Annotated in this window: 16 protein-coding genes and 2 pseudogenes; 6 read left to right on the top strand and 12 right to left on the bottom strand. The window is 71.3% G+C overall.

The annotated features are described in order from the left end of the window. Nucleotides 1–112 precede the first annotated feature (112 nt). Nucleotides 113–826: a dienelactone hydrolase family protein gene (locus J3486_RS24095; protein WP_207823638.1), complete on the top strand. Its 714-nt coding sequence runs from the start codon at nucleotides 113–115 to the stop codon at nucleotides 824–826. A 91-nt stretch (nucleotides 827–917) separates the two neighbouring features. On the opposite strand, the gene J3486_RS24100 is transcribed toward J3486_RS24095, so the two are convergent. From J3486_RS24100 to J3486_RS24120, 5 genes are all read right to left on the bottom strand, one after another. Then, entirely contained in the window at nucleotides 918–2882 is a 1965-nt protein-coding gene (locus J3486_RS24100) for a M13 family metallopeptidase (RefSeq protein WP_229378512.1), read from the bottom strand. A gap of 124 nt (nucleotides 2883–3006) precedes the next feature. Beyond that, on the bottom strand, nucleotides 3007–5226 hold the full coding sequence (locus J3486_RS24105) for an NADP-dependent isocitrate dehydrogenase (RefSeq protein WP_207823640.1): 2220 nt from the start codon (nucleotides 5224–5226) through the stop codon (nucleotides 3007–3009). 196 nt (nucleotides 5227–5422) lie between these two features. After that, nucleotides 5423–7501, bottom strand: a complete 2079-nt coding sequence (locus J3486_RS24110) for an iron ABC transporter permease (RefSeq protein WP_207823642.1) — start codon at nucleotides 7499–7501, stop codon at nucleotides 5423–5425. 3 nt (nucleotides 7502–7504) lie between these two features. Beyond that, nucleotides 7505–8488, bottom strand: a complete 984-nt coding sequence (locus tag J3486_RS24115) for an iron-siderophore ABC transporter substrate-binding protein (protein ID WP_207823644.1) — start codon at nucleotides 8486–8488, stop codon at nucleotides 7505–7507. Next, the gene (locus J3486_RS24120; RefSeq protein WP_207823646.1) at nucleotides 8485–9345 is read right to left on the bottom strand and encodes an ABC transporter ATP-binding protein; all 861 of its coding nucleotides are present in this window, start codon (nucleotides 9343–9345) and stop codon (nucleotides 8485–8487) included. Before J3486_RS24120 ends, J3486_RS24115 begins: the two co-directional genes overlap by 4 nt. Before the next feature lie 133 nt (nucleotides 9346–9478). Here J3486_RS24120 and J3486_RS24125 point away from each other — a divergent pair, with 133 nt between their 5' ends. From J3486_RS24125 to J3486_RS24135, 3 genes are all read left to right on the top strand, one after another. Further along, a complete protein-coding gene (locus tag J3486_RS24125) occupies nucleotides 9479–10489 on the top strand; it encodes an SPFH domain-containing protein (RefSeq protein ID WP_207823649.1) in 1011 nt (336 codons plus the stop codon). Beyond that, entirely contained in the window at nucleotides 10486–11385 is a 900-nt protein-coding gene (locus J3486_RS24130) for an NAD(+)/NADH kinase (RefSeq protein ID WP_207823651.1), read from the top strand. Before J3486_RS24125 ends, J3486_RS24130 begins: the two co-directional genes overlap by 4 nt. Before the next feature lie 151 nt (nucleotides 11386–11536). After that, nucleotides 11537–12007: a hypothetical protein gene (locus J3486_RS24135; RefSeq protein ID WP_207823653.1), complete on the top strand. Its 471-nt coding sequence runs from the start codon at nucleotides 11537–11539 to the stop codon at nucleotides 12005–12007. A gap of 28 nt (nucleotides 12008–12035) precedes the next feature. On the opposite strand, the pseudogene J3486_RS44280 reads toward J3486_RS24135, so the two are convergent. Continuing rightward, a pseudogene (locus J3486_RS44280) lies at nucleotides 12036–12226 on the bottom strand (IS5/IS1182 family transposase); the annotation flags it as partial. A gap of 95 nt (nucleotides 12227–12321) precedes the next feature. Further along, nucleotides 12322–13074 carry a trypsin-like serine protease gene (locus tag J3486_RS24140; RefSeq protein ID WP_207823655.1) on the bottom strand — a complete coding sequence of 251 codons (753 nt, stop codon included), beginning with the start codon at nucleotides 13072–13074 and terminating at the stop codon, nucleotides 12322–12324. 154 nt (nucleotides 13075–13228) lie between these two features. On the opposite strand from J3486_RS24140, the gene J3486_RS24145 reads away from it, so the two are divergent. Further along, on the top strand, nucleotides 13229–14644 hold the full coding sequence (locus tag J3486_RS24145; protein ID WP_207823657.1) for an MFS transporter: 1416 nt from the start codon (nucleotides 13229–13231) through the stop codon (nucleotides 14642–14644). Nucleotides 14645–14747: 103 nt separating this feature from the next. On the opposite strand, the gene J3486_RS24150 is transcribed toward J3486_RS24145, so the two are convergent. The 4 genes and pseudogenes from J3486_RS24150 to J3486_RS24165 all read right to left on the bottom strand — a co-directional run bounded on the left by J3486_RS24150 (nucleotide 14748) and on the right by J3486_RS24165 (nucleotide 19546). After that, nucleotides 14748–16688 (bottom strand): GAF domain-containing protein, encoded by a 1941-nt coding sequence (locus tag J3486_RS24150; RefSeq protein ID WP_207823659.1) that lies wholly within the window; start codon nucleotides 16686–16688, stop codon nucleotides 14748–14750. A 152-nt stretch (nucleotides 16689–16840) separates the two neighbouring features. Next, nucleotides 16841–17629, bottom strand: a complete 789-nt coding sequence (locus J3486_RS24155; protein ID WP_207823661.1) for a 3-hydroxybutyrate dehydrogenase — start codon at nucleotides 17627–17629, stop codon at nucleotides 16841–16843. Between the two features lie 55 nt (nucleotides 17630–17684). Further along, nucleotides 17685–17852, bottom strand: a pseudogene (locus J3486_RS24160) (NUDIX hydrolase); the annotation flags it as partial. 842 nt (nucleotides 17853–18694) lie between these two features. Next, entirely contained in the window at nucleotides 18695–19546 is an 852-nt protein-coding gene (locus J3486_RS24165) for an MBL fold metallo-hydrolase (RefSeq protein WP_207823663.1), read from the bottom strand. Between the two features lie 388 nt (nucleotides 19547–19934). Here J3486_RS24165 and J3486_RS24170 point away from each other — a divergent pair, with 388 nt between their 5' ends. Beyond that, nucleotides 19935–20225, top strand: a complete 291-nt coding sequence (locus tag J3486_RS24170) for a WhiB family transcriptional regulator (RefSeq protein ID WP_207823665.1) — start codon at nucleotides 19935–19937, stop codon at nucleotides 20223–20225. Between the two features lie 183 nt (nucleotides 20226–20408). Here the strand turns inward: J3486_RS24170 and J3486_RS24175 are convergent, their stop codons facing one another. Then, the gene (locus tag J3486_RS24175) at nucleotides 20409–21362 is read right to left on the bottom strand and encodes a beta-ketoacyl-ACP synthase III (protein ID WP_207823667.1); all 954 of its coding nucleotides are present in this window, start codon (nucleotides 21360–21362) and stop codon (nucleotides 20409–20411) included. Between the last annotated feature and the right edge of the window lie 221 nt (nucleotides 21363–21583).

Consider the following 21583-nt stretch of genomic DNA (forward strand, 5'->3'; position numbering starts at 1 on the left):
TCCCCGCGTGATCCGGCAGGGGCCGCCGTCTTCAGGGAGACGGCGGCCCCATCACATGTCGTCACAGGTGGGATGGCATCGTTGCCCCCAGCACCGAACACAGGAGGCAGTGATGTCGGATTCCCCCCGGCCCACCGGCAAGCCGGCCCACCAGAACGTGACGTTCGACAGCAACGGCACGACCGCGCACGGCTATCTGGCCCTGCCGCCCTCGGGGAGCGGCCCCGGCGTCATCGTCATCCAGGAGTGGTGGGGGCTGACCGACCACATCGCGGACGTGACCGACCGGCTCGCGGCCGAGGGGTTCGTCGCGCTCGCCCCCGACCTGTACGGCGGGAACGTGGCGCACGACTCCGGCGAGGCGTTCCGCATGATGCAGGAGCTGCCGGTGGAGCGCGGCGTGGAGCTGCTGTCCGGCGCCGTCGACCATCTGCTGGGGCTGCCCGAGGTCACCTCGGACACGGTCGGCACGGTCGGTTTCTGCATGGGCGGCGGCTTCGTCCTGTACCTGGCGGCCAAGGACCCGCGGGTGAGCGCGGCCGTACCGTTCTACGGCGTCATCCAGGGCGAGGTCCCCGACTTCTCGGGCCTCAAGGCCCAGATCCTCGGCCACTACGGCGAGCGGGACGAGACGGTCCCGGTGGCCACGCTGGACGGTCTGCGCCGCCACATCGAGGAGCAGTCGGGCGTCGTGCCGGAGTTCCGCATGTACCCGGCGGACCACGCGTTCTTCAACGACGGACGGCCCGAGGTGTACGACAAGGAGTCGTCGGAGCGGGCGTGGGCGAGCTCGGTGGAGTTCCTCAAGCGCGCCCTCGGCAGCTGAGCGCCTCCGGCGATCGAGGAGCGGGGGTCCGGGGCGGAGCCCTGTGACGGCGGGCCGGGAGGCGTCCACCTCCCGGCCCGCCGCACCGCCACTACCAGATACGGACCCGCTCGGCCGGGTCCAGCCACAACCCGTCCCCCGCCTCCGTGGCGAACGCCTCGTGGAACTCGTCCAGGTTCCGCACGATGTTCGCGCGGAACTCCGGCGGCGAGTGCGGGTCGATCGTCAGGTACTGCTGCTCCTGCTCCTTGCGCCGCTTGGTGCGCCAGCAGTACGCCCAGTTGAGGAACAGCCGCTGCGAGCCGCTGATGCCCTCCTCGTCGACCGGCACGTCCGCGCCTTCGAGCGAGATCAGGTACGCGGTGTGCCCGATGGTCAGGCCGCCGAGGTCCCCGATGTTCTCGCCGACGGTGAGCGAGCCGTTGACGCGCTCGCCGGGCAGGTTGCGCGGCTCGAAGCCGTCGTACTGGTTGATGAGCGCCTTGGACTTGGTCTCGAAGGCGGCCTTGTCGTCGGCGGTCCACCAGTCGTTCAGGTTGCCCTGGCCGTCGTACTGGGCGCCCTGGTCGTCGAAGCCGTGGCCGATCTCGTGGCCGATGACCGCGCCGATGCCACCGTAGTTCTCGGCGGGGTCCGCGTCCGGCGAGAAGAACGGCTTCTGGAGGATGCCCGCCGGGAAGCAGATCTCGTTCGTGCCCGGGTTGTAGTACGCGTTCACCGTCTGCGGCAGCATGAACCACTCGTCGCGGTCGACCGGCGCGCCGATCTTCGCCATCTGCCGGTCGTGCTCGAAGGCGTCGGCGGCGTAGGCGTTGGCGAGCAGGTCGTCGGGGACGACGCTCAGCGCGGAGTAGTCGCGGAACCGGTCCGGGTAGCCGATCTTCGGGCGGAACGTGGCGAGCTTCTCGTAGGCCCGCTCCTTGGTCTCGTCCGTCATCCAGTCGAGCGCGCCGATGGACTGCCGGTAGGCCTCCAGGAGGTTGGCGACCAGCTCGTCCATGAGCGCCTTGGACGCCGGCGGGAAGTGCCGGGCCACGTACTCCTTGCCGACGGCCTCGCCCATGGCGCCCTCGACGAACTGCACGGCACGCTTCCAGCGGGCCCGCAGCTCCGGCGTGCCGTTGAGCGTGCGCCCGTAGAACTCGAAGTTGTTCCGCACGAACGCGGAGGACAGGTAAGGGGCGCTGGAGCGCAGCACGCGCGCGAGCAGCCAGTCGCGCCACTGCTCGACGGGCGTCTCGGTGAGGACCGTCGACAGGTGCGCGAGGTAGGACGGCTGGCGCACGCAGGACTGGGCGAGCGTGTCGTCGCTGCCGCCGAGCGCGTCGACGTAGGCGCGCCAGTCGAACGCCGGGGCCAGCTTGGTCAGCTCGTCGAAGGTGGTGAGGTTGTACGTCTTCTGCACGTCGCGCGTCTCGGCGCGCTCCCAGTGGCCCTCGGCGAGGCGGGTCTCCAGGGCGAGGACGGTGCGCGCGGCGGCGGCCGGCTCGGCGTGCTCGCCGAGCGTGAACAGCTCGGTCAGGTACGCCTCGTACTTCTCACGGGTCTCGGCGAACTTCTCGTCGCGGTAGTACGACTCGTCGGGCAGGCCGAGGCCGCCCTGGAGGATGTTGTAGAGGTAACGGTCCGAGTCACGGTCGTCGGTGTCGACGTACGAGCCGAACAGACCGGAACCGCCGGTGCGCTCGAAGCGGCCGATGAAGGACGCGAGTTGACGGACGTCGCTGAGCGCGGCGACCTCGTCGAGGAGCGGGCGGACCGGGTCGAGGCCACGGGCCTCGACGGCCTCCTCGTCCATGAACGACGCGTACAGATCGGCGATCTTGCGCGCCTCGCCCGCTTCCAGGCTGGTGGGGCCGCCGGCCGCGATCTCCTGGATGATCTCCTTCACCTGCTGCTCGGCGACGTCCACGAGCTGCACGAAGGGGCCCCAGCTGGAGCGGTCGTCGGGGATCGGCTCGGTCGCCAGCCAGTGGCCGTTGACATGGCCGAAGAGGTCGTCCTGCGGTCGGATCGCCGGGTCCATGCCCGGACGGGCGTCATCCAGAGTGCTCATCGCCGCAGCCTACCCAGGTCAGGGCATAAGAAGGGCATCAAATGCGGCCGCTTCGGCGCAACGTGAACAGCGCACTGCCCCGGCGGGCGCGAGGCCGGCCGGGGCAGTGGATCCGCTACGGGGATCAGGCGAGGGTGGCGAGGGCCTCGTTCAGGGTCTGCGACGGGCGCATCACCTTGGCGGCCTTGGCCGGGTCGGGCTGGAAGTAGCCGCCGATGTCGGCCGGCGAGCCCTGGACGGCGATCAGCTCGTCGACGATCTTCTGCTCGTTCGCCGCGAGGGTCTCGGCGAGCGGCGCGAAGGCCTTGGCGAGCTCGGCGTCGGCGGTCTGCCGGGCCAGCTCCTGGGCCCAGTACAGGGCGACGTAGAAGTGGCTGCCGCGGTTGTCGATGCCGCCGAGGCGACGGGTCGGCGACTTGTCCTCGTTGAGGAAGGTGCCGGTGGCGCGGTCGAGGGTCTCGCCGAGGACCTTCGCACGGGCGTTGTCCGTGGTGGTGGCGAGGTGCTCGAAGGAGACGGCCAGGGCGAGGAACTCACCGAGCGAGTCCCAGCGCAGGTAGTTCTCCTTGACCAGCTGCTGGACGTGCTTCGGGGCGGAGCCGCCGGCGCCCGTCTCGAAGAGGCCGCCGCCGTTCATCAGCGGGACGACCGACAGCATCTTGGCGCTGGTGCCCAGCTCCAGGATCGGGAAGAGGTCGGTCAGGTAGTCGCGCAGCACGTTGCCGGTCACCGAGATGGTGTTCAGGCCCTGGCGGATGCGCTCGACGGAGAGCTTGGTGGCGTCCTCCGGGGAGAGGATCTTGATGTCCAGGCCCTCGGAGTCGAACTCCGGCAGGTACGCCTTGACCTTGGCGATCAGCTGGGCGTCGTGGGCGCGGCCCTCGTCCAGCCAGAAGACGGCCGGGTCACCGGTGGCGCGGGCGCGCGTGACGGCGAGCTTGACCCAGTCCTTGATCGGGGCGTCCTTGGTCTGGCAGGCGCGGAAGATGTCGCCCTCGGAGACCGTCTGCTCCAGCACGACGTTGCCGTCGGTGTCGACCAGGCGGACGGTGCCGGTGGCCGGGATCTCGAAGGTCTTGTCGTGGGAGCCGTACTCCTCGGCCTTCTGCGCCATGAGGCCGACGTTCGGGACGGAGCCCATGGTCGACGGGTCGTAGGCGCCGTGGGCGCGGCAGTCCTCGATGACGGCCTGGTACACGCCGGCGTAGGAGGAGTCCGGGATGACGGCGAGGGTGTCGGCCTCGTTGCCGTCCTTGTCCCACATGTGGCCCGAGGTGCGGATCATCGCCGGCATGGAGGCGTCGATGATGACGTCGGACGGGACGTGCAGGTTGGTGATGCCGCGGTCCGAGTCGACCATCGCCAGGTCGGGACCCGCGGCGAGCTCGGCCTCGAAGGACGCCTTGATCTCGGCGCCGTTGGCGAGCGACTCCAGGCCCTTGTAGATGCCGCCCAGACCGTCGTTCGGGGAGAGACCGGCGGCCGCCAGGTCGGCGCCGAAGCGGGCGAACGTCTCCGGGAAGAAGGCGCGGACGACGTGACCGAAGATGATCGGGTCGGAGACCTTCATCATCGTGGCCTTGAGGTGCGCGGAGAACAGCACGCCCTCTTCCTTGGCGCGGGCGACCTGGGCGGTCAGGAACTCGCGCAGGGCGGCGACGCGCAGGACGGAGGCGTCGACGACCTCACCGGCGAGGACCGGGACGGACTCGCGCAGCACGGTGGTGGTGCCGTTGTCGGCGACGAGCTCGATGCGCAGGGCGCCGTCGGCGGCGATGGTGGTGGACTTCTCGGTGGACCGGAAGTCGTTCTCGCCCATCGTGGCGACGTTGGTCTTGGACTCGGCGGTCCAGGCACCCATGCGGTGCGGGTGGGCCTTGGCGTAGTTCTTCACCGAGGCGGGGGCGCGGCGGTCCGAGTTGCCCTCACGCAGGACCGGGTTCACGGCGGAACCCTTGATCTTGTCGTAGCGGGCGCGGATCTCGCGCTCCTCGTCCGTCTTCGGCTCGTCCGGGTAGTTCGGGAGCGCGTAGCCCTGCTCCTGCAGCTCGGCGACGGCGGCCTTGAGCTGCGGGATGGACGCCGAGATGTTCGGCAGCTTGATGATGTTGGCCTGCGGCGTCTTGGCCAGCTCGCCCAGCTCGGCGAGGGCGTCCGCGATGCGCTGGTCCTCGTTCAGGTACTCCGGGAAGGAGGCGATGATACGCCCGGCCAGGGAGATGTCGCGGGTCTCGACGCGCACACCGGCGGTGGACGCGTAGGCCTCGATGACCGGCAGGAAGGAGTACGTCGCGAGGGCCGGGGCCTCGTCAGTGTGCGTGTAAATAATGGTCGAGTCAGTCACCGGGTGCTCCGCTCCACGTCTTCCATGTCGTCGGCAGGTTTCTCAGTCTGCTCAATATTGCTCGACATCAAGATATCTCGTCGCCGGGCCATGTTCGAAAGGGGTCCGGGGTCAAGATCGCGTGGAGCGGTGCGGGGCGGCTTCCCGGCCGGTCGGCCGGGGCCACCCGTGCGTGCGGCGCCGGGCTCCGCACGGATCAGCCGCGCCCGGCTCCCCTCCCCCGCCCCAGCAGATACAGGAAGTACGGCGTCCCGATCACGGCCGTCATGAGGCCCGCCCCCAGCTGGGCCGGGGCGATCACGGTGCGGCCCAGGAGGTCGGCCGTGCAGACGAGGGCGGCGCCGAGAAGGAGGGCGACCGGGAGGACCCGGGCGTGGCGGCGGCCGACCAGGGCGCGGGCCGCGTGCGGGGCGACGAGGCCGACGAAGCCGATGGTGCCCGCGGCGGCGACCGCCGTGGCGCTGAGCAGGACGCCCAGGACGAGGAAGCCGAGGCGCGCGCGGCTCAGGTCGAGGCCGAGCAGGCGCGGGGTGTCCTCGTCGAGCGAGACGAGGTCGAGTGCGTCGCGGCGGACGACGGCGGCGCAGACGCCCACGACGAGGACGACGGCGAGCGGCACCGAGTCGGTGAGGGTGCGCCCGTACGTGGATCCGGCGAGCCAGGTCAGCGCCTTCGCCGCGTTGAACGGGTCGGTGAGGATGATCATCAGGCTGGTCAGGGCGGCGGCTCCGGTGGCGACGCCGAAGCCGACGAGGACGAGCCGGTTCTGCTGGAATCCGCCCTTGGCGGCGAGGCCGAAGACGATGACCGCGCTGAGCGCGGCGCCCGCGAACGCTCCCCCGGCGACGCTCCACGTCCCGGCCATCGGGACCGTCGTGACGAGCAGGACCGCTCCCACGGCCGCGCCGTTCGTCACGCCCAGCACGCCCGGTTCGGCGAGAGGGTTACGGGTGACGGCCTGGATGAGGGTCCCCGCGAGGGCGAGCGCCGCCCCCGCGAGCAGGGCGGCGACGACGCGGGGTGTCCGGGTGTCCAGGACGAACGAGACCGTCCGTCCCGCCCTGCCCTGCGCCCAGTTGATGACGTCGCCGAGGAGCAGTTTGCTGTCCCCGAGCAGCAGGGCGGCGACGGCCGCGCCCACGGTCACGGCGACCAGGGCGAGCGTGGTGGCGGCGAAGACGGTGCGGCTGCGCAGCCGGATCCGGTCGACCGGGGCGGCGCCGCCGGTGTCCCGTACGCGCGCCGCCATGACGACGAGGAAGACCGCGCCGACCAGGCTGGTGACGACACCGGTGGGCACGGCGACGGCGGCGTCCGCCGGGACGACCGCGCGCAGCAGCACGTCGGAGCCGAGCACGAGGGCCGCGCCGGTCAGCGCGGCGAGGCTCAGCGCGGCACGGGACCGGGTGAAGGTGTGGAACCTGCGGGTCAGGGCGCGCACGAGCGCGGGCGCGCACAGGCCGACGAAGCCGATGGGCCCCGCGAGGGTGACGGCGGCGGCGGAGAGCAGCGCGGAGAGGACGACGGCGGCGATCCGGGTGGCGCGGACCGGGACGCCGACGCCACGGGCCGCGTCGTCGCCGAGTGCCAGGGCGTCGACGCGGCGGGCGAGCAGCAGCAGGCCCGCGAGCCCGACGGCGCCGACGGGGAGCATCTGCAGGACGCCGTCGAAGCCGTGCTGCGCGATGCTGCCCTGGTTCCAGGCGTACAGGCCCTCCGTCTGCTGCGGGAAGAGCAGCAGCAGGCCCTCGGTGACGGCGGTCAGGCCGAGGGTGAGGGCGCTGCCCGCGAGGACGAGCCGTACGGTGCCGGCGCCGAGGCCGGACAGGCCCAGGACCACGGCCGCCGCCGCGAGCCCGCCGGCGAAGGCGACGCCGGACGACGCGACCAGCGGCAGCGAGATCCCGGTGACGGCGACGACGCCGAGCGCGAGGTAGGAACCGGCGTTGACGGCGAGGGTGTCCGGTGCGGCGATGACGTTGCGGCTGATCCGCTGGAGGGCGGCGCCCGCGGTGCCGAGGAGGGCGCCGACGAGCAGTCCGGCGCACATTCTCGGCAGCCGGGAGGCGACGACGACGGACGTGTCGCCGGACTCGGCGCGGCCGGTGAGCGCCTTCCAGACCTCGGGGGCGCCGACGGCCGCGGTGCCCTGGGTGATGTCGACGACCGCGAGGGCGGCGACGAGGACGAGGAGCGCGGCCGTCACCACCGCCGCACCGGTGCGGGATGCGGCGGTCCTGGGACGGGTGGCGGGTGCGGTGGTGGTGACGGCCATGGGTTACTTGGTCAGCGCCTCGACGACGGAGTCGACGTACTGGTTCATCGACGCGGGGCCGCCGAACATCCAGATGCCGTCGGGCAGTCGGTGCACCCGGCCCTTCTCGACGAACGGCAGCGACGTCCAGACCTTGTCCTTGGCGAGGGCGCCGGCGAACGGGGTGGCGTTCTTGTCGCCGTCGTTGCCGATGTAGGCGAAGTGCGTGTCGTCGGGGAGTTCGGTGAGTCCTTCGACGTCCGTGGTGCCGAGTCCGTAGCTCTTGTCGCCCTTGACGGTCCAGGCGTTCTTCAGGCCGAGCTTCTCGTCGACGGCGCCGATCAGCGAACCGCTGGTGTACGGGCGCACGGAGACCTGATTTGACGTCACGTACCCGTCGGCGAAGGCGTAGTCGGCGCCGTCCATGCCCGCGTCGGCGAGCGTCTTCCTGCCGTCGGCGAGCTTGGCCTCGAAGTCGTTCTTGAGCTTCGTGGCCTGCTGGGTGGTGCCGGTGGCCTCGGCGATGAGGTCGAGGTTGTCGGTCATCTGCCCGATCGGGTCGGAGGCGTCGGCGGAGCGGACGGTCAGCACCGGGGCGATCTTGCGCAGTTGCTTGACGGCGGAGGCCGGGAGGTCGGTCGTCGCCACCACCAGGTCGGGCTTCAGGGCGGCGACGGTGTCCATGCTGGGCTCGCCGCGGGTGCCGATGTCCTTGGCGTCGTCGGTCAGCGGGGCGGCCTTGTCCCACGTCTTGTAGCCCTTGACGTCGGCGACGCCGGCCGGGTCGACGCCGAGGGAGATCAGGCTCTCGACGACGTTCCACTCGGTGCCGACGACCTTCTTCGCGGGGCCGTCCAGCTTCACCTTCGCCCCGGTGGCGTCGGTGAGTTCGACGGGCTGCGCGCTCTGCTTGGCGTCGGCGTCGGCCGCGGGCTCGGTGGTGCCGCACGCGGTGAGGGCGAGGGCCGCGACGGTGGCGGCGGCCGTGCTGATCAGGAGGCGTCTCATGGGGTGGTGCGCAGCCTTTCGGTTCGTTCGTGGTGGCGGCCGACGGCGCGGGTGCGCAGGCGGCCGGTGAGGGGGTCGGTGTCGACTTCGATGCGGATGCCGTACGTGGTGGTGAGCCGGTCGGCGGTCAGGACCTCCTCGGGGGTGCCGTCGGCGACGACGCGGCCCGTGTCGAGGAGCACGATGCGGTCGGCGACGGCCGCGGCCTGGTCGAGGTCGTGCAGGACGGCGCCGACGGCGATGCCGTGCTCGTCGGCCACGTCCCGCATCAGGTCGAGGAGTTCGACCTGGTACCGCAGATCGAGATAGGTGGTGGGTTCGTCGAGCAGGAGCACCCCGGTCTGCTGGGCGAGGCACCCGGCGAGCCAGACCCGCTGGAGCTGCCCGCCGGACAGGTGCTCGGCGCCGCGGTCGGCGAGCTCGGCGACTCCGGTCACCGCGAGTGCGTGGTCCACGGCCTCGCGCCCGCCCGGGTCGCTCTTGCCCCAGCGTCCCCGGTACGGGTAGCGGCCGAACTCGACCACGTCACGGACCGTCAGGCCGCTGGGCACGGGCCGCCCCTGGGTGAGGAGGGCGACGCGGCGGGCGAAGTCGCGGGGGCTCAGGGCGAGGCCGTCGGTGTCGCGGTCGAGAACGAGCGTGGCCGTCCTCGGACTCTGCAAGCGCGCGAGGGTCCGCAACAGCGTCGATTTGCCGCTGCCGTTCGGTCCCACGAGGACGGTCACTTCGCCCGGACGCACGGTCAACGCCGCGTCGTGGACGACGTCGACGCCCCCGTACGCGACGGTGACGCCCGTCGCCGACAGTTCATGACCCTGGGAGCGCAAAGGCCCCGCGGTCTGTTCACCTGGATGCACGTAGTGAGGTTAGCCTAACCTCACTTTCACGTCACCAGCCCCCTCCCCTGCGACCAGGACCCCTTTCTCGTCCCCTTGACGAAAATCGCGCCCAGCTTTAAAGTCACCATGACACTAATAAGGGGGCTCCCACATGGCAGACATCACCCGGCGGTTCGGCTGGCGCCACCTGCGCGCCGCACCCACGTCCCACGTACGCCACCACCGCTCGGGCCGGCTCGCCCACGACGGCGCGGGCGTCAGCTTCTGGTTCCGGCCCCTGTCCGCCGCCCTCTCCGAAGTCCCGGTCGACGACCGGGAGTTGGCGATGACGTTCCATGCGCGGACGGCGGACTTCCAGGACGTGGCCGTGCAGGCGACGGTGACGTACCGGATCGGTGACCCGGCGGTCGCGGCCGCGCACCTGGACTTCTCCGTCGACCCGGACACCGGCGTCTGGCGCGGCGCCCCGCTGGAACAGCTGGCGACGCTGCTCACGGAGACCGCGCAGCAGCACGCCCTCGACGTGCTCGCGCGCACCGAGCTGGCCTCGGCCCTGGCCGACGGGGTGCCCGCCGTCCGAGAGGCGGTCACCACGGGGCTGGGTGAGGAGCCGCGGCTGCCCGCCACCGGCATCGAGGTGGTCGCGGTCCGGGTGATGGCGCTGCGTCCCGAGCCGGAGGTGGAGCGCGCCCTGCGCACCCCGGCGCGCGAACGCATCCAGCAGGAGGCGGACCGGGCGACGTACGAGCGGCGGGCCGTGGCCGTGGAGCGCGAGCGCACCATCGCGGAGAACGAGCTGGCCAGCCAGATCGAACTGGCCCGCAGGGAGGAGCGGTTGGTCGAGCAGCGCGGCGCCAACGCGCGCCGCGAGGCCGAGGAGAAGGCCGCCGCCGACGCCGTACGGGTACGGGCCGAGGCGGAGCGGAAGGTCGGTCTCGCGCGTGCGGAGGCGGAGGGCGCCCGCGAGGTCGGCGAGGCGCGCGCCCAGGCACAGGCGGCCTGGCTGCGGGTGCACGGCGAGGCCGACGCCGCGACGCTGCGCGCGCTGACCGGGATGCGGCTCGCCGAGAATCTGCCGCGCGTCGAGAGCGTGACCCTCTCCCCCGATGTACTCACCGGACTGCTCGCGCGGCTCGGCACCGGCGGCGGGCGGCCGGAATGAGTCTCGCGCCGCGCGCCGTGCTGGTCCATCGCACCACGGAGTACGAGGAGTTGGTGGCCCGGCACGGCACGCACGGGCAGGCCGCGTTCTTCCTCTCCTCGCGCGGCCGCGACATCGCGGAGGTCGCCGAGCGGCACCGGCGCGCGCAGCGGGCGCTGGCCGAGGCGGGCGCCGCCGTGCCGTTGAGCTGGCGGCGGGCGCAGGTCGAGCGGGCGGATCTGGACCGGTTCCCGTTCGGGCCGGAGGACGTGGTGGTCGCGGTCGGCCAGGACGGGCTCGTGGCGAACGTCGCCCAGTACGTCGGCGCGCGGCCGGTGGTGGGCGTCGACGCGGATCCCGGGCGCAATCCCGGTGTCCTGGTGCGTCACCGGCCCTCCGACGTCGCCCGGCTGCTGCCCGCCGCGGCGGCCGGGGTCACCGGCGTCGACGAGCTGACCATGGTGGAGGCCGTCACCGACGACGCGCAGCGTCTGGTGGCGCTCAACGAGATCTACGTCGGTGCGGCAGGACACCGCACCGCCCGCTACCGCCTGGGCCTCGACGGCGACGGGGGTGTCGTCGAGGCCCAGGCCTCCTCCGGAGTACTGATCGGCACCGGCACGGGGGCCACGGGGTGGATCCGCTCGGTGTGGCAGGAGCGCGGCGGCACGGGCCGGCTGCCGGGCCCGACGGACGGCCGCCTGCTGTGGTTCGTCCGCGAGGCGTGGCCCTCGCCGGTCACCGGGACACGGCTCAGCGCGGGCGAACTCACGACGTCGGCGCACCTGTCACTGACGGTGGAATCGGAACGGCTCGTCGCCTTCGGGGACGGCATGGAGTCGGACGCGATCGAACTGACCTGGGGACAGACGGTACGGGTGGGGGTCTGCGGGGAACGGCTGCGGCTCGTCGGGTAGGCGGGGTTGCCGGGGTTCGGGAGCGACTCCGACGCATCCACCAGGCCGAGGTCCGCACAACGCGACTCCGGCCCATCCAGGAGCTGTCCGGCCGATCAGTGGGTGTGTGCGGGCGGCGGAAGTCGTCTGCGCGGTCCCATAGCCTGCACCCATGACCACCGAGGAGTACCTCTCGACGATTGACTCGCTGGCCGTGCAGCCGTTCCCGGATGCGACCTATGTCGACGCCTCCGAGGGCGGTGGACCTGAGCACCATGTGCGGGAACTGCAGGTCAGTCAGGATTTCTGGGATGACGACGACGGGCAGGCCTGGGCTGAGGCCGAAGCCGAACTGCGGGCCCGCCTCGACGACCTGGCTGCACGCCTGACGGATCGGTGGGGCAGTGCGTTCGTCGTTGACCTCGGACCGTGTCTTCGTGCCAGTTGCGAGGGAGAGCCGGTGCCCGAACCGCTCGACTACCTCAGTCAACAGGTCGTGAGCATGCAGGTGTGGTCGCTCCCCGACAGCGGTCGTTGGCTCGCGCTGGCGCTCGGCCAGGCCGACAAGGAACTGCCTCTCATCCTGTTTGCCGCGGTCGGCCGGGCTTCCGCACTCGACTTGAACACGAGTGGCCAGTCATGAGCGGAGCCACACGGTGACAGCCGCAGCCGAACCTCGGTGGCCGTCCACCTCGTGGCCCCTTGCGCCGACGGGCGGCCTGGCTATCGGCCTGCTCCGGAATCGTGGGCCGGATGCCGCGCCGCCGTAGGTATTGACGGCAAGGACCATTGCTGCAGGCCTGTCTGCTGCGACGTTGTCCGGCCTCTTGCGGGGCCGGCCCGCCCCAGGCCGGGGGACCCGTCGGGCAGGCCGGCCCGCGGGGAGCGGCTGCGGATCGGACCGTCGGGCAGGCGGGCAGGCGGGCAGGCGGGCAGGTGTAGTCGCCTCGGCAGGCATCAGCGTCGGATCACCGATCGGATCCAGGACAGTTGTCGGGAGACGTCGCCCGCGCCGGCGACGCTCTCCCGGTCGGAGGCGTCGAAGACTCCCACCAGGGTCTCCGTACCGCGTGGGCCGAGCGTCGTCACCGGGCCGCCGGAGTCGCCGCCCGCGGGGATGCCCACGACCTTGCCGAGGCAGAAGTCCGATCCGTCCGCCGTCGCGTACCCCTCGCACCGCGGGTCGTCCGGCTTCAGGACCCGCAGAGTGGATTGCCGGAGCACGGGCGACTGGCAGCGGTTCTCGTCATCGGTGCAGGTGGCGCCCCAGCCCGACTGGCGCAGCACGGTGCCGGGCCGGGCCGGGGCGGTGGCGAGCCGGGCCACCCGTACCGTCATCGGGTCGACCTTCACGAGCATCATGTCGGCGACCCCGCTGCCCACCCGCCGGCCCGGCACCGGGCGCACCACGGTCCCGCGGCGCATGTCGAGAGCGCCGACCCGGAACGTGATCCGGCGGTCCGCGATGGGCTCCGCCTGTTCGAAGAAGCAGTGGGACGCGCTGATGATCCACCGGCGGGAGACCGCCGTCGCGGTGCATTCCGGCTTGCCGTCGACGAGCATGCGCACCGCCCACGGCCCGTACGTGCTTCGCGTGCCGCCGATCACCGCGGCGGACGGGCCCGCCGTGACCAGCGCCGTGGCCGACAGCGCCAGAAGGGCGAGTGCCGTCGCACCAACTCGGCGCAGCTTCGATGCAGTTGTTCTCATCGACCCGACTTTGGCAGGAGTTGCGGCAAATCCCCACCACCCTCGGCCACAAAAGTATGGTGTCCCGCCACATGTGCCGCTGACCTGCGTGTTCCTAGTTTGTGCCAGCACACAGAGTCCCCGTCCCCAAGTTTCCCGCCTGGAAGTGGTGCACATGGCCTCCGCAGCAACCGCTCCGCCGAACCCGACAACTCCGAGCCACCTCAAGCGCATTGTCGCGGCGAGTCTGATCGGCACCACGATCGAGTGGTACGACTTCTTCCTCTACGGCTCCGCCGCCGCCCTCGTCTTCAACAAGCTCTTCTTCCCCGACTCCGACCCGCTCGTCGGCACCCTGCTCTCGTTCCTGACGTACGCTGTCGGATTCGCCGCCCGCCCGCTCGGCGCGCTCGTCTTCGGTCACTACGGCGACCGGCTCGGCCGCAAGAAGCTGCTGGTCGTCAGCCTGCTGATGATGGGCGGCGCCACCTTCGCGATCGGCCTGCTGCCCACCCACGCCACGGTCGGCTCGGCCGCACCGGTACTGCTGACCACGCTCCGGCTGGTCCAGGGCTTCGCCCTCGGCGGCGAGTGGGGCGGCGCGGTGCTGCTGGTGTCCGAGCACGGTGACGCCAAGCGCCGCGGGTTCTGGGCCTCCTGGCCGCAGACCGGCGCCCCGGCCGGGCAGCTGCTCGCCACCGGTGTGCTGTCGGCGCTCACCGCGCTGATCTCCGACGCGGCGTTCACCTCCTGGGGCTGGCGCATCCCGTTCCTGATCTCCGGCATCCTCGTGATGGTCGGCCTGTGGATCCGGCTCTCCGTCGACGAGTCCCCGGTGTTCAAGGAGGCGTTGGCGCGCGCCGAGGCCCGCAAGGCCGCGCAGGGCGACGTGGTCGAGAAGATGCCGCTCGTCGCCGTGCTGCGCCACCACTGGCGGGACGTCCTGGTCGCCATCGGCGCCCGGATGGCCGAGAACATCAGCTACTACGTCATCACCGCCTTCATCCTCGTGTACGCGACCGAGGCCGCGGACGTCTCCAAGCAGGACGCGCTGAACGCCGTACTCATCGCGTCGGCCATCCACTTCGCCGTCATCCCCGCCTGGGGCGCCCTGTCCGACCGGGTCGGACGCCGCCCGGTCTATCTGCTGGGCGCCGCCGGTGTCGGCCTGTGGATCGTGCCGTTCTTCAAGCTGATCGACACGGCGAGCTTCGGCGGTCTGGTGCTCGCCGTGACCGTCGGCCTGATCCTGCACGGCGCCATGTACGCCCCGCAGGCCGCGTTCTTCTCCGAGATGTTCGCGACGCGGATGCGGTACTCCGGTGCCTCCATCGGCGCCCAGTTCGCGTCGGTCGCCGCCGGCGCCCCGGCGCCGCTGATCGCCACGGCGCTCCTGGACAGCTACGGCACCTCCACCCCGATCAGCCTGTACGTGATCGGCGCCGTGGTCCTGACCCTGATCGCCGTCGGGGTCGCCAAGGAGACCCGGCACCGCGATCTCGCCGACGTCGACGCGGCCGACGACGAGGTGGCGCAGGCCGCGGAGCCGGCCGGGGCCGAACTGCCCGCCGACGCCGCACGCCGCGCCTGAACCGGCCTGACCCGGTCTGAGCCGGCCCGAACCGGCCCGACCCGGCCCGACCCGGCCCATCCTGGCCCATCCCGCTGACCCCGTACGCGCCCCGCGTACGGGGTCAGCGTATGACCGGGCCCGCCAACCGGTGCAGCCGCAAAGCGAGTTGGATCTCCAGGGCCCGCTCCGGTGACTGCCAGCCGGGGCCGAGGAGCCGGCCGATCCGCTCCAAGCGCTGCGCCACCGTGTTCACATGGACGTGCAGGGCGTCCTTGGTGCGGGCCGGGCTCATCCCGGACGCGAAGTAGGCGTCCATCGTGTGCACGAGGTCGGTGCCCCGCTGCTCGTCGTAGCGGACGACCTCCCCGATGGTGCGGGCGACGAAGCCGGTGATGTCCCGGCTGTCGGCGAGCAGCAGTCCCAGGAACCCGAAGTCCTCGGCCGCGGCGCCCTCCCCCGCGCGCCCCAGGACCCGTAGCGCGTCGAGACAGCGCTGCGCCTCGGCGTAGGCGACGGCCGCGGTGTCGGTGCGGGTGGCGAGCCGGTCGACCGGGGCGGAGGCGCCGACGGTGACCGCCTCGTGGACCGCGGAGGAGAGCCGCTTGGCGACGAGAGAGGCGAGCCTGGAGGCCGTGTCGTCCCCGCACAGCGGGAGGAGCAGGACGGTGCCGCCGTCGCGGGCGGCGGCGAGGCCGTGCCGGGTCGCGGCGAGATGCCCCGCGGCGGCGCCCAGCCGGCGGCGCGCGGCGGCCTCCTCCTCGGCGTCGGCGGCGACGGTCTCCAGACGGGCCGCGAGCAGGACGTGGGCGGCGTCCAGATCGGCGTCGAGCCGGCCCGCGCGCTCGCGCAGCAGCCGCGGGTCGCGGACCCGGGCGTCGAGCAGGTCGTCGAGGAGCTCACCGCGCACCCGCTGCTCGGCCTCGGAGGCGGAGCGCCGGGCGAGCAGCAGCAGCGACGTGACCATGGCGGCGCGCTCCAGGGTGCGCTGGTCGACGGGGTCGAGTTCTGGGTGGCCGCGGAGCACGAGGGCGCCGAACAGCTCGCCTCCGGCGGTGACGGCCGCGACCCAGTCCGTGCCGCGGCGCACGGCGTGCCCTTCCGCGCGGGACGCCTCCAGGGCCTCGGCGGGCGCGGCCTCCGGGTCGTCGGTGAACTCCACGGTCCCGTCGATGACCTGGGAGACGGCCGCGGCGACGTCGTGCACCCCTCCCCCGCGCAGCACCAGCTCGGCGAGCCGGTCGTGCACGTCGGATGCGCGCTCGATGACGCTGCTGCGGTCCCGGATGATCTCGTTCGCCCGCTCCAGTTCGGCGAGCGCCTCACGGGTCTCGGTCAGCAGGTTCGCGGTGTCGATGGCCGCGGCGGCCAGTGCGGCGAACGAGCCGAGCAGCGCGATCTCCTCGCGCGCGAAGACCCGGGCCCTGCGGTCGGAGGCGAAGAGCACGCCGATCACCTGGGAACCGAGCATCAGCGGCACGCCGAGGATGGCCACGAGTCCTTCCTCGTGGACCCCGGCGTCGATGGTGCGGGTGTGCTGGAAGCGCACGTCCTGCCCGTAATTGTCGGTGACGTACGGGCGGGCGGTCTGGGCGACGAGCCCGCCCAGCCCCTCGCCCATGCCGAGGCGCAGCTGCTGGAAGCGGGCGGCGACCGAGCCCTCGGTGACGCGCATGTACGTGTCGCCCCTGGCCGGGTCGTTGAGCGTCAGGTAGGCGACGTCGGTGCCGAGCAGGGAGCGGGCGCGCTGCACGATGGCCTGGAGGACGGCGTCGAGGTCGCGCAGGCCCGCCAGGTCGTGCGCGGTCTCGAACAGGGCGGACAGCTCGGCCTCGCGGCGCCGCCTGCCCTCCATCTCCTCGCGCACCCCGAGGGCGAGCCGCTTGGCCGCTTCCAGGGCCTCGATCCGCGCGGGCGGGGCGCCCTCGGCGCGGGCGAGCAGCGTGGGCTTCTCGTACGCGTCGGCGGACGCGCCCCGGGCGAGCAGTTCCAGGAAGGGGCCCTGCGGGTCCTGCGCGCTCCCCGGGTCAAAGGCTGCGGCTGCGTGCGGCGGATGGTGCGACATGCTCACCAGGATTACCCGGCGGACGGCCGGCCCCGCCAGCCCTGTGGACAACTCGAACGATCACGAAACTGCGGCCACCCGTCCGAGTGACCGCAGATCGCTCCGAAAGGGACGCATATCGGCGGTTCGACTGCCGTCGTGGACCGGGGACGTCAGTGCGCGGTCCAGCCGCCGTCGAGGACCAGGGACGTGCCTGTCATGAACGACGCCTGCGGGGTACACAGGTACGCCACCGCCTCGGCGACCTCGTCCGGCTCGATGAGCCGCTTGACGGCGCTGTCCTGCAGCATGACCTCGGCGAGCACCCGCTCCTCGGGGATGCCGTGCGCGGCCGCCTGGTCGGCGATCTGCCGCTCGACGAGCGGGGTGCGCACATAGCCCGGGTTCACACAGTTCGAGGTGACGCCGTGCGCGGCGCCCTCCAGGGCCACCGTCTTCGACAGCCCTTCCAGGCCGTGCTTGGCGGTGACGTAGGCCGACTTGAAGGCGGAGGCGCGCAGCCCGTGCACCGACGAGAGGTTCACGATCCGGCCCCAGCCCTGCTCGTACATGTGCGGCAGGGCGCCGCGGATCAGCCGGAACGGGGCCTCCAGCATCACCGTGAGGACGGTGTGGAAGACGTCGGTCGGAAACTCCTCGACCGGGCGCACCAGTTGGATCCCGGCGTTGTTCACGAGCACGTCGGTGCCGGCCGCCGCGGCCTCGGCGGCGTCGAGGTCGGTCAGGTCCAGGACGTACGGCTCGATGCCCACGGCCTGTTCGGCCAGGGTGTCGAGTCCTGCGGCGTCCCGGTCCACCGCGCGCACCTTGGCGCCCGCGGCGGCGAGCCGCAGGGCGCAGGCCCGGCCGATGCCGCTGGCGGCGCCGGTGACGAGTGCGGTGCGTCCGCCGAGATCGAGCGGCGTGACAGGGGGCGCGGAGACAGAGGAGAGCGGGGTCATGCTCCGCACATTAGGCAGTCGGTCAGCGCGGCCCGATGTGGTCAGCGCACATACTTCAGCGCCCGCCCATGGTCTCGAACCATCTCGGTCCCTCGCTCTGCGCCTGCTTGATCCGGACCATGCAGTGCTCGTTCATCTCCGGCAGCGCGTCGAGCGCGAACCAGCCCACTTCCAGCGACTCGTCGTCGTTGACCCGGGCCTCGCCGCCGACGGCCGGGCAGCGGAGTGCCGGGCATTGCACGGGAGTTGCGCCGCGAGGGACCGGTGGTCCATCAACCTGCAGCGGAGCATCCCGGCGCCGGCGGGGAGGACGTGCCGGCCACCATGGACAGTTCCGTCTCGGCCGGAACACCCCCACGTCGGCGGGGAGGACTCGGCCGACTTCAGCCCGGACAGGTACGAATCTGGAGCACCCCCGCTGACGCAGGGGTGCTCCGCCGTGGCGGCGTGGCAACTGGGCCCGGGGCTCAGGCGACGCCCAGCAGATCTACGACGACATCCTCCACGGCCGCCTGATCATCCACGCGCACGCACACGACGGCTGGACCACTGTGGCTGTCGGCACCTACCGCGACGGCCCGAGCATCCACCTCCACGGTGAGAACCACCTCCGCGTGGAAGCCAGCCAGTACGACACCCCCGCCAAGGCCATCGCCGAGTTCTTTTGACGCCGACCGGCAGACTGCGCCTCGCCTGGTGCATCGTTGAGGACGGCTGGCCGCTGCGGCGGGCCGCCGGACGGTTGTAGGACCGGTCGCGGCACAGGCAGATCGTCCCGCCCGTTGGGAAAGCACCCGCAGGCGTCCACCGGCCGACGGCGCCGCGCGTTCACCGACGCGATCGCATTCGTACCCGGTGCAGACGATGCGGCGGATCTCGGTGTCGAACCGGATCCTGCCCACCGACACCACGAGGCACAGCCCCAGTCCGTGGCCGGCACTGACGCCGGAGTCCTACCGCCTGTACACGGTCGGACAGCAGGGGACATCGCCGCCGCTGCTACCGCCGGTGAGGACCACCGACTGTCGGGGGTTCACACTGACGCGCGAGCAAGGGCTGCGGCCATCACTCGGCCCAGCGGCCCACCGCCGTCAGCCACGCGATGCCCGGATTCAGCCATGCCGGGAACCTTCGCACCATCGTCTCGAAGTACTCCCTCCGGCTGGTGGCTTCGGCGAAGGCCTCCGCGGCCGCGTGCAGATAGTCGCGGGTATCGCCGATGATGGATGCCTGGTCGCCCCGGTCGGGATTCTTGTGTCCTGCCACAACGGTGGTCGGGTTGATCGCGGCCACGGCGTCGATCGCACGGAGCCAGCTCTGTATGCCATGTTCGCCGGCTTCGGACAGGTATTGGTGTACTTGGTTGTAGATGACGTCGCCGCTGACGACCAGGTCCAACGACGGCACGTGCAGGAAGGTCGTGTGCTCGGTATCGGTATGCCCGGCGGCGTGGGGGACGAGTGACTGCCCGTCAACCTCCAGGCCATCTTCCGGGACCGCCTGGGCGATGAGCGGGGTGTCGCCGATCAGACCGGGAAACGCGGCTGTCCAGAACGGGTTCGGCTGGCCACCGGGGGTGGTGCGCGCCATCTCCGCAACCGTCTCGGCTGTCGCCCACACCTGAACGTCTGGGAACTGTTCACGTACGGGACCCGTCGCGTACCAATGGTCGCCGTGCGCATGCGTGACGTAGATGCCGGTGATCGTACGGCCGAAGCCCGCGGCCCACTTCGCAACAGCCGCTCCCTGTTCCGTCGTCAGTCCCGGGTCGACCAAGACGGCCTCGCGAGGACCGTAGACGATCGTCGTGGACAGCGGGGACCACAGCATGGGGCCGCTGTCCGGACGCGGTGGCAGGGCGGCCGACGCCAAAGGCTGCATCGGGCTGACGTGTACGGCGTAGGCCAAGGATGTCATTGTGGATCCTCTCAACTGGTCGGATGGGGCGAAGGACACACGGGCTTGCCCGGGTAGACAGCCCGACATGTGCTGAGTTCCTGCCTCGAAACGGCCCTGCGGGGTGGGTTGAAGACAACGGGCGGCAACTTTCTCGCCCTCTCGCGTCCTCAACGACTCGACGGGCTCATCCTGCCGCCCGACGACCTGCGCCGAGCCCCGCGATGACGGGAACGGGCCGTTGGGGCAACCCTGTTGCCCTGACGCCCGGAATCTCACCGCGCAGGAAGTCCGGCACGTTAGTCATCTGACGGATGCGACACAGAGGTCCGGAAAGGAGCATATGGACGAAAGTGACGTCGCACCCCGGACACAACTCCAGGTGTGCGAGAAGGAAGGAGAGCCAGAGATGCGAACCCGACTGCGGCCACTGCTGAGTGACTGGGATTGGCAGGAGCGAGCCTCCTGCAGAGGGATGAACAGCGCTACCTTCTACTCCCCGCCCGGGGAGCGAGGCCACGCGCGTCGGAAGCGGGAGGAGGCTGCCCGCAGGATCTGCCAGGGCTGCGAGGTCATGGAGGAGTGCGCAGCCATGGCACTTGATTACCAGGAGCGCTATGGGGTGTGGGGTGGAATGTCGCCGCGGGAGCGGGAAAATATGCGGGGTTCGCGCGAGAAAGATGTGCTCAAGGCCGCGTAGCGCACACGTACATTCATTGCCTGGCATCGACCACGTGGGGTTTGAGTGGCAAGCCCGGTGGTGAACCGGCGGCAGAAGTCGAGGAGCGCTTCCGGGCTCTCCCAGCAGCGCTCCAGTGGTGGTCAAGCAGAGGTTCCGAAGCGGCGGCGTGCACACGTATGTCTCATCGCCCGACTCCGCCGCTCAGGGACACCTGATCACTTGTCCCGCCCAGGACAGGCCACCGCCGAAGGCGAAGAGGAGTACCGGCGCACCGGACGGCAGTTCGCGGCGCTCGACCAGTTTCGACAGCGCGAGAGGTACGGACGCCGATGACGTGTTACCGGATTCGATGACATCGCGAGCGATGACGGCGTCGTCGCGCAGACCCAGCTGCCTGACGAGCGATTCGATGATTCGGAGATTGGCCTGGTGAGTGACCACCCCGGCCAAGTCCTCAACGGCGACCCCGGCTCGGTCGCAGGCTTCCCTGGCCAGAGCGGGCAGTTCGCTGGTGGCCCAGCGGAAGACGGTCTGGCCTTCCTGGGCGAACCGGGGGTGCCAGGCGTCCATCAGTCGCACCGCGTCCCCGCGCGCGGGATCGGACCCCCAGGCCACGGCGCCGATTCCGGCAGCTTCTGTCTGGCCCGTCCGGCTGATCACAGCGGCACCCGCGCCGTCGCCCAGCAGGATGCAGGTGCTTCGGTCACTCCAGTCCACAAGATCCGACATCTTTTCGGCGCCGATGACGAGGGCGTTCCGGGCAGCTCCGGCACGTATCGCATGGTCGGCACAGGCGAGCGCGGTGCAGAAGCCCGCGCAGGCATTGTTGAGGTCGAAGCAGACCGGGGACGGCATGCCGAGGCGGGCGGCCACCTGAGCAGCGACGGACGGGCTGCGGTCGATGGCGGAGCAGGTCGCGACGGTGACCATGCCGATCTCGGCCGGGTCCAAACCGGAGGCGACGAGCGCCTTGGACGCCGCCGCAGCGGCCATGTCGGTGACGGATTCGTCCTCGGCCGCGATCCGGCGGGTGACGATCCCGGTGCGTTGCCGTATCCAGGCATCGCTCGTCTCCACGATGCCTTCCAGGTCGGTATTGGTCAGCACGCGGGACGGCTGGTGGTGGCCCATGGCGACGAGACGTGATCCGGACAAGAGGCTCCCCCCTCGGTCTAGCCGCACAGCGTTACCGGCAGCCCGGCTGCTATAGCGGCAATAGGTCAGGTTGTGATCGGGCGCGCGGCTGCCGTCTGCGGCAGCGGCCGCCGCAAGTCCGAGGTGACGCGCCATCAGTCGACTTGCGTGCATACAGGCCGTGAGCACCGAGGCGGGGCCCCGCTTCCGCACCGATCTGCGCCGGTTCGGACGAACGGCCA

It is taken from the genome of Streptomyces sp. VRA16 Mangrove soil, from assembly GCF_017377775.1.
Classification (GTDB): domain Bacteria; phylum Actinomycetota; class Actinomycetes; order Streptomycetales; family Streptomycetaceae; genus Streptomyces.

Excerpts from the sequence above, each read along its gene's own strand:
- J3486_RS24125 (WP_207823649.1), top strand. The coding sequence starts at position 9,479 with ATGGCAGACATCACCCGGCGGTTCGGCTGGCGCCACCTGCGCGCCGCA.
- J3486_RS24165 (WP_207823663.1), bottom strand. The coding sequence starts at position 19,546 with ATGACATCCTTGGCCTACGCCGTACACGTCAGCCCGATGCAGCCTTTG.
- J3486_RS24110 (WP_207823642.1), bottom strand. The coding sequence starts at position 7,501 with ATGGCCGTCACCACCACCGCACCCGCCACCCGTCCCAGGACCGCCGCA.
- J3486_RS24135 (WP_207823653.1), top strand. The coding sequence starts at position 11,537 with ATGACCACCGAGGAGTACCTCTCGACGATTGACTCGCTGGCCGTGCAG.
- J3486_RS24150 (WP_207823659.1), bottom strand. The coding sequence starts at position 16,688 with ATGTCGCACCATCCGCCGCACGCAGCCGCAGCCTTTGACCCGGGGAGC.
- J3486_RS24095 (WP_207823638.1), top strand. The coding sequence starts at position 113 with ATGTCGGATTCCCCCCGGCCCACCGGCAAGCCGGCCCACCAGAACGTG.
- J3486_RS24145 (WP_207823657.1), top strand. The coding sequence starts at position 13,229 with ATGGCCTCCGCAGCAACCGCTCCGCCGAACCCGACAACTCCGAGCCAC.
- J3486_RS24100 (WP_229378512.1), bottom strand. The coding sequence starts at position 2,882 with ATGAGCACTCTGGATGACGCCCGTCCGGGCATGGACCCGGCGATCCGA.
- J3486_RS24115 (WP_207823644.1), bottom strand. The coding sequence starts at position 8,488 with ATGAGACGCCTCCTGATCAGCACGGCCGCCGCCACCGTCGCGGCCCTC.
- J3486_RS24140 (WP_207823655.1), bottom strand. The coding sequence starts at position 13,074 with ATGAGAACAACTGCATCGAAGCTGCGCCGAGTTGGTGCGACGGCACTC.
- J3486_RS24170 (WP_207823665.1), top strand. The coding sequence starts at position 19,935 with ATGCGAACCCGACTGCGGCCACTGCTGAGTGACTGGGATTGGCAGGAG.
- J3486_RS24130 (WP_207823651.1), top strand. The coding sequence starts at position 10,486 with ATGAGTCTCGCGCCGCGCGCCGTGCTGGTCCATCGCACCACGGAGTAC.
- J3486_RS24155 (WP_207823661.1), bottom strand. The coding sequence starts at position 17,629 with ATGACCCCGCTCTCCTCTGTCTCCGCGCCCCCTGTCACGCCGCTCGAT.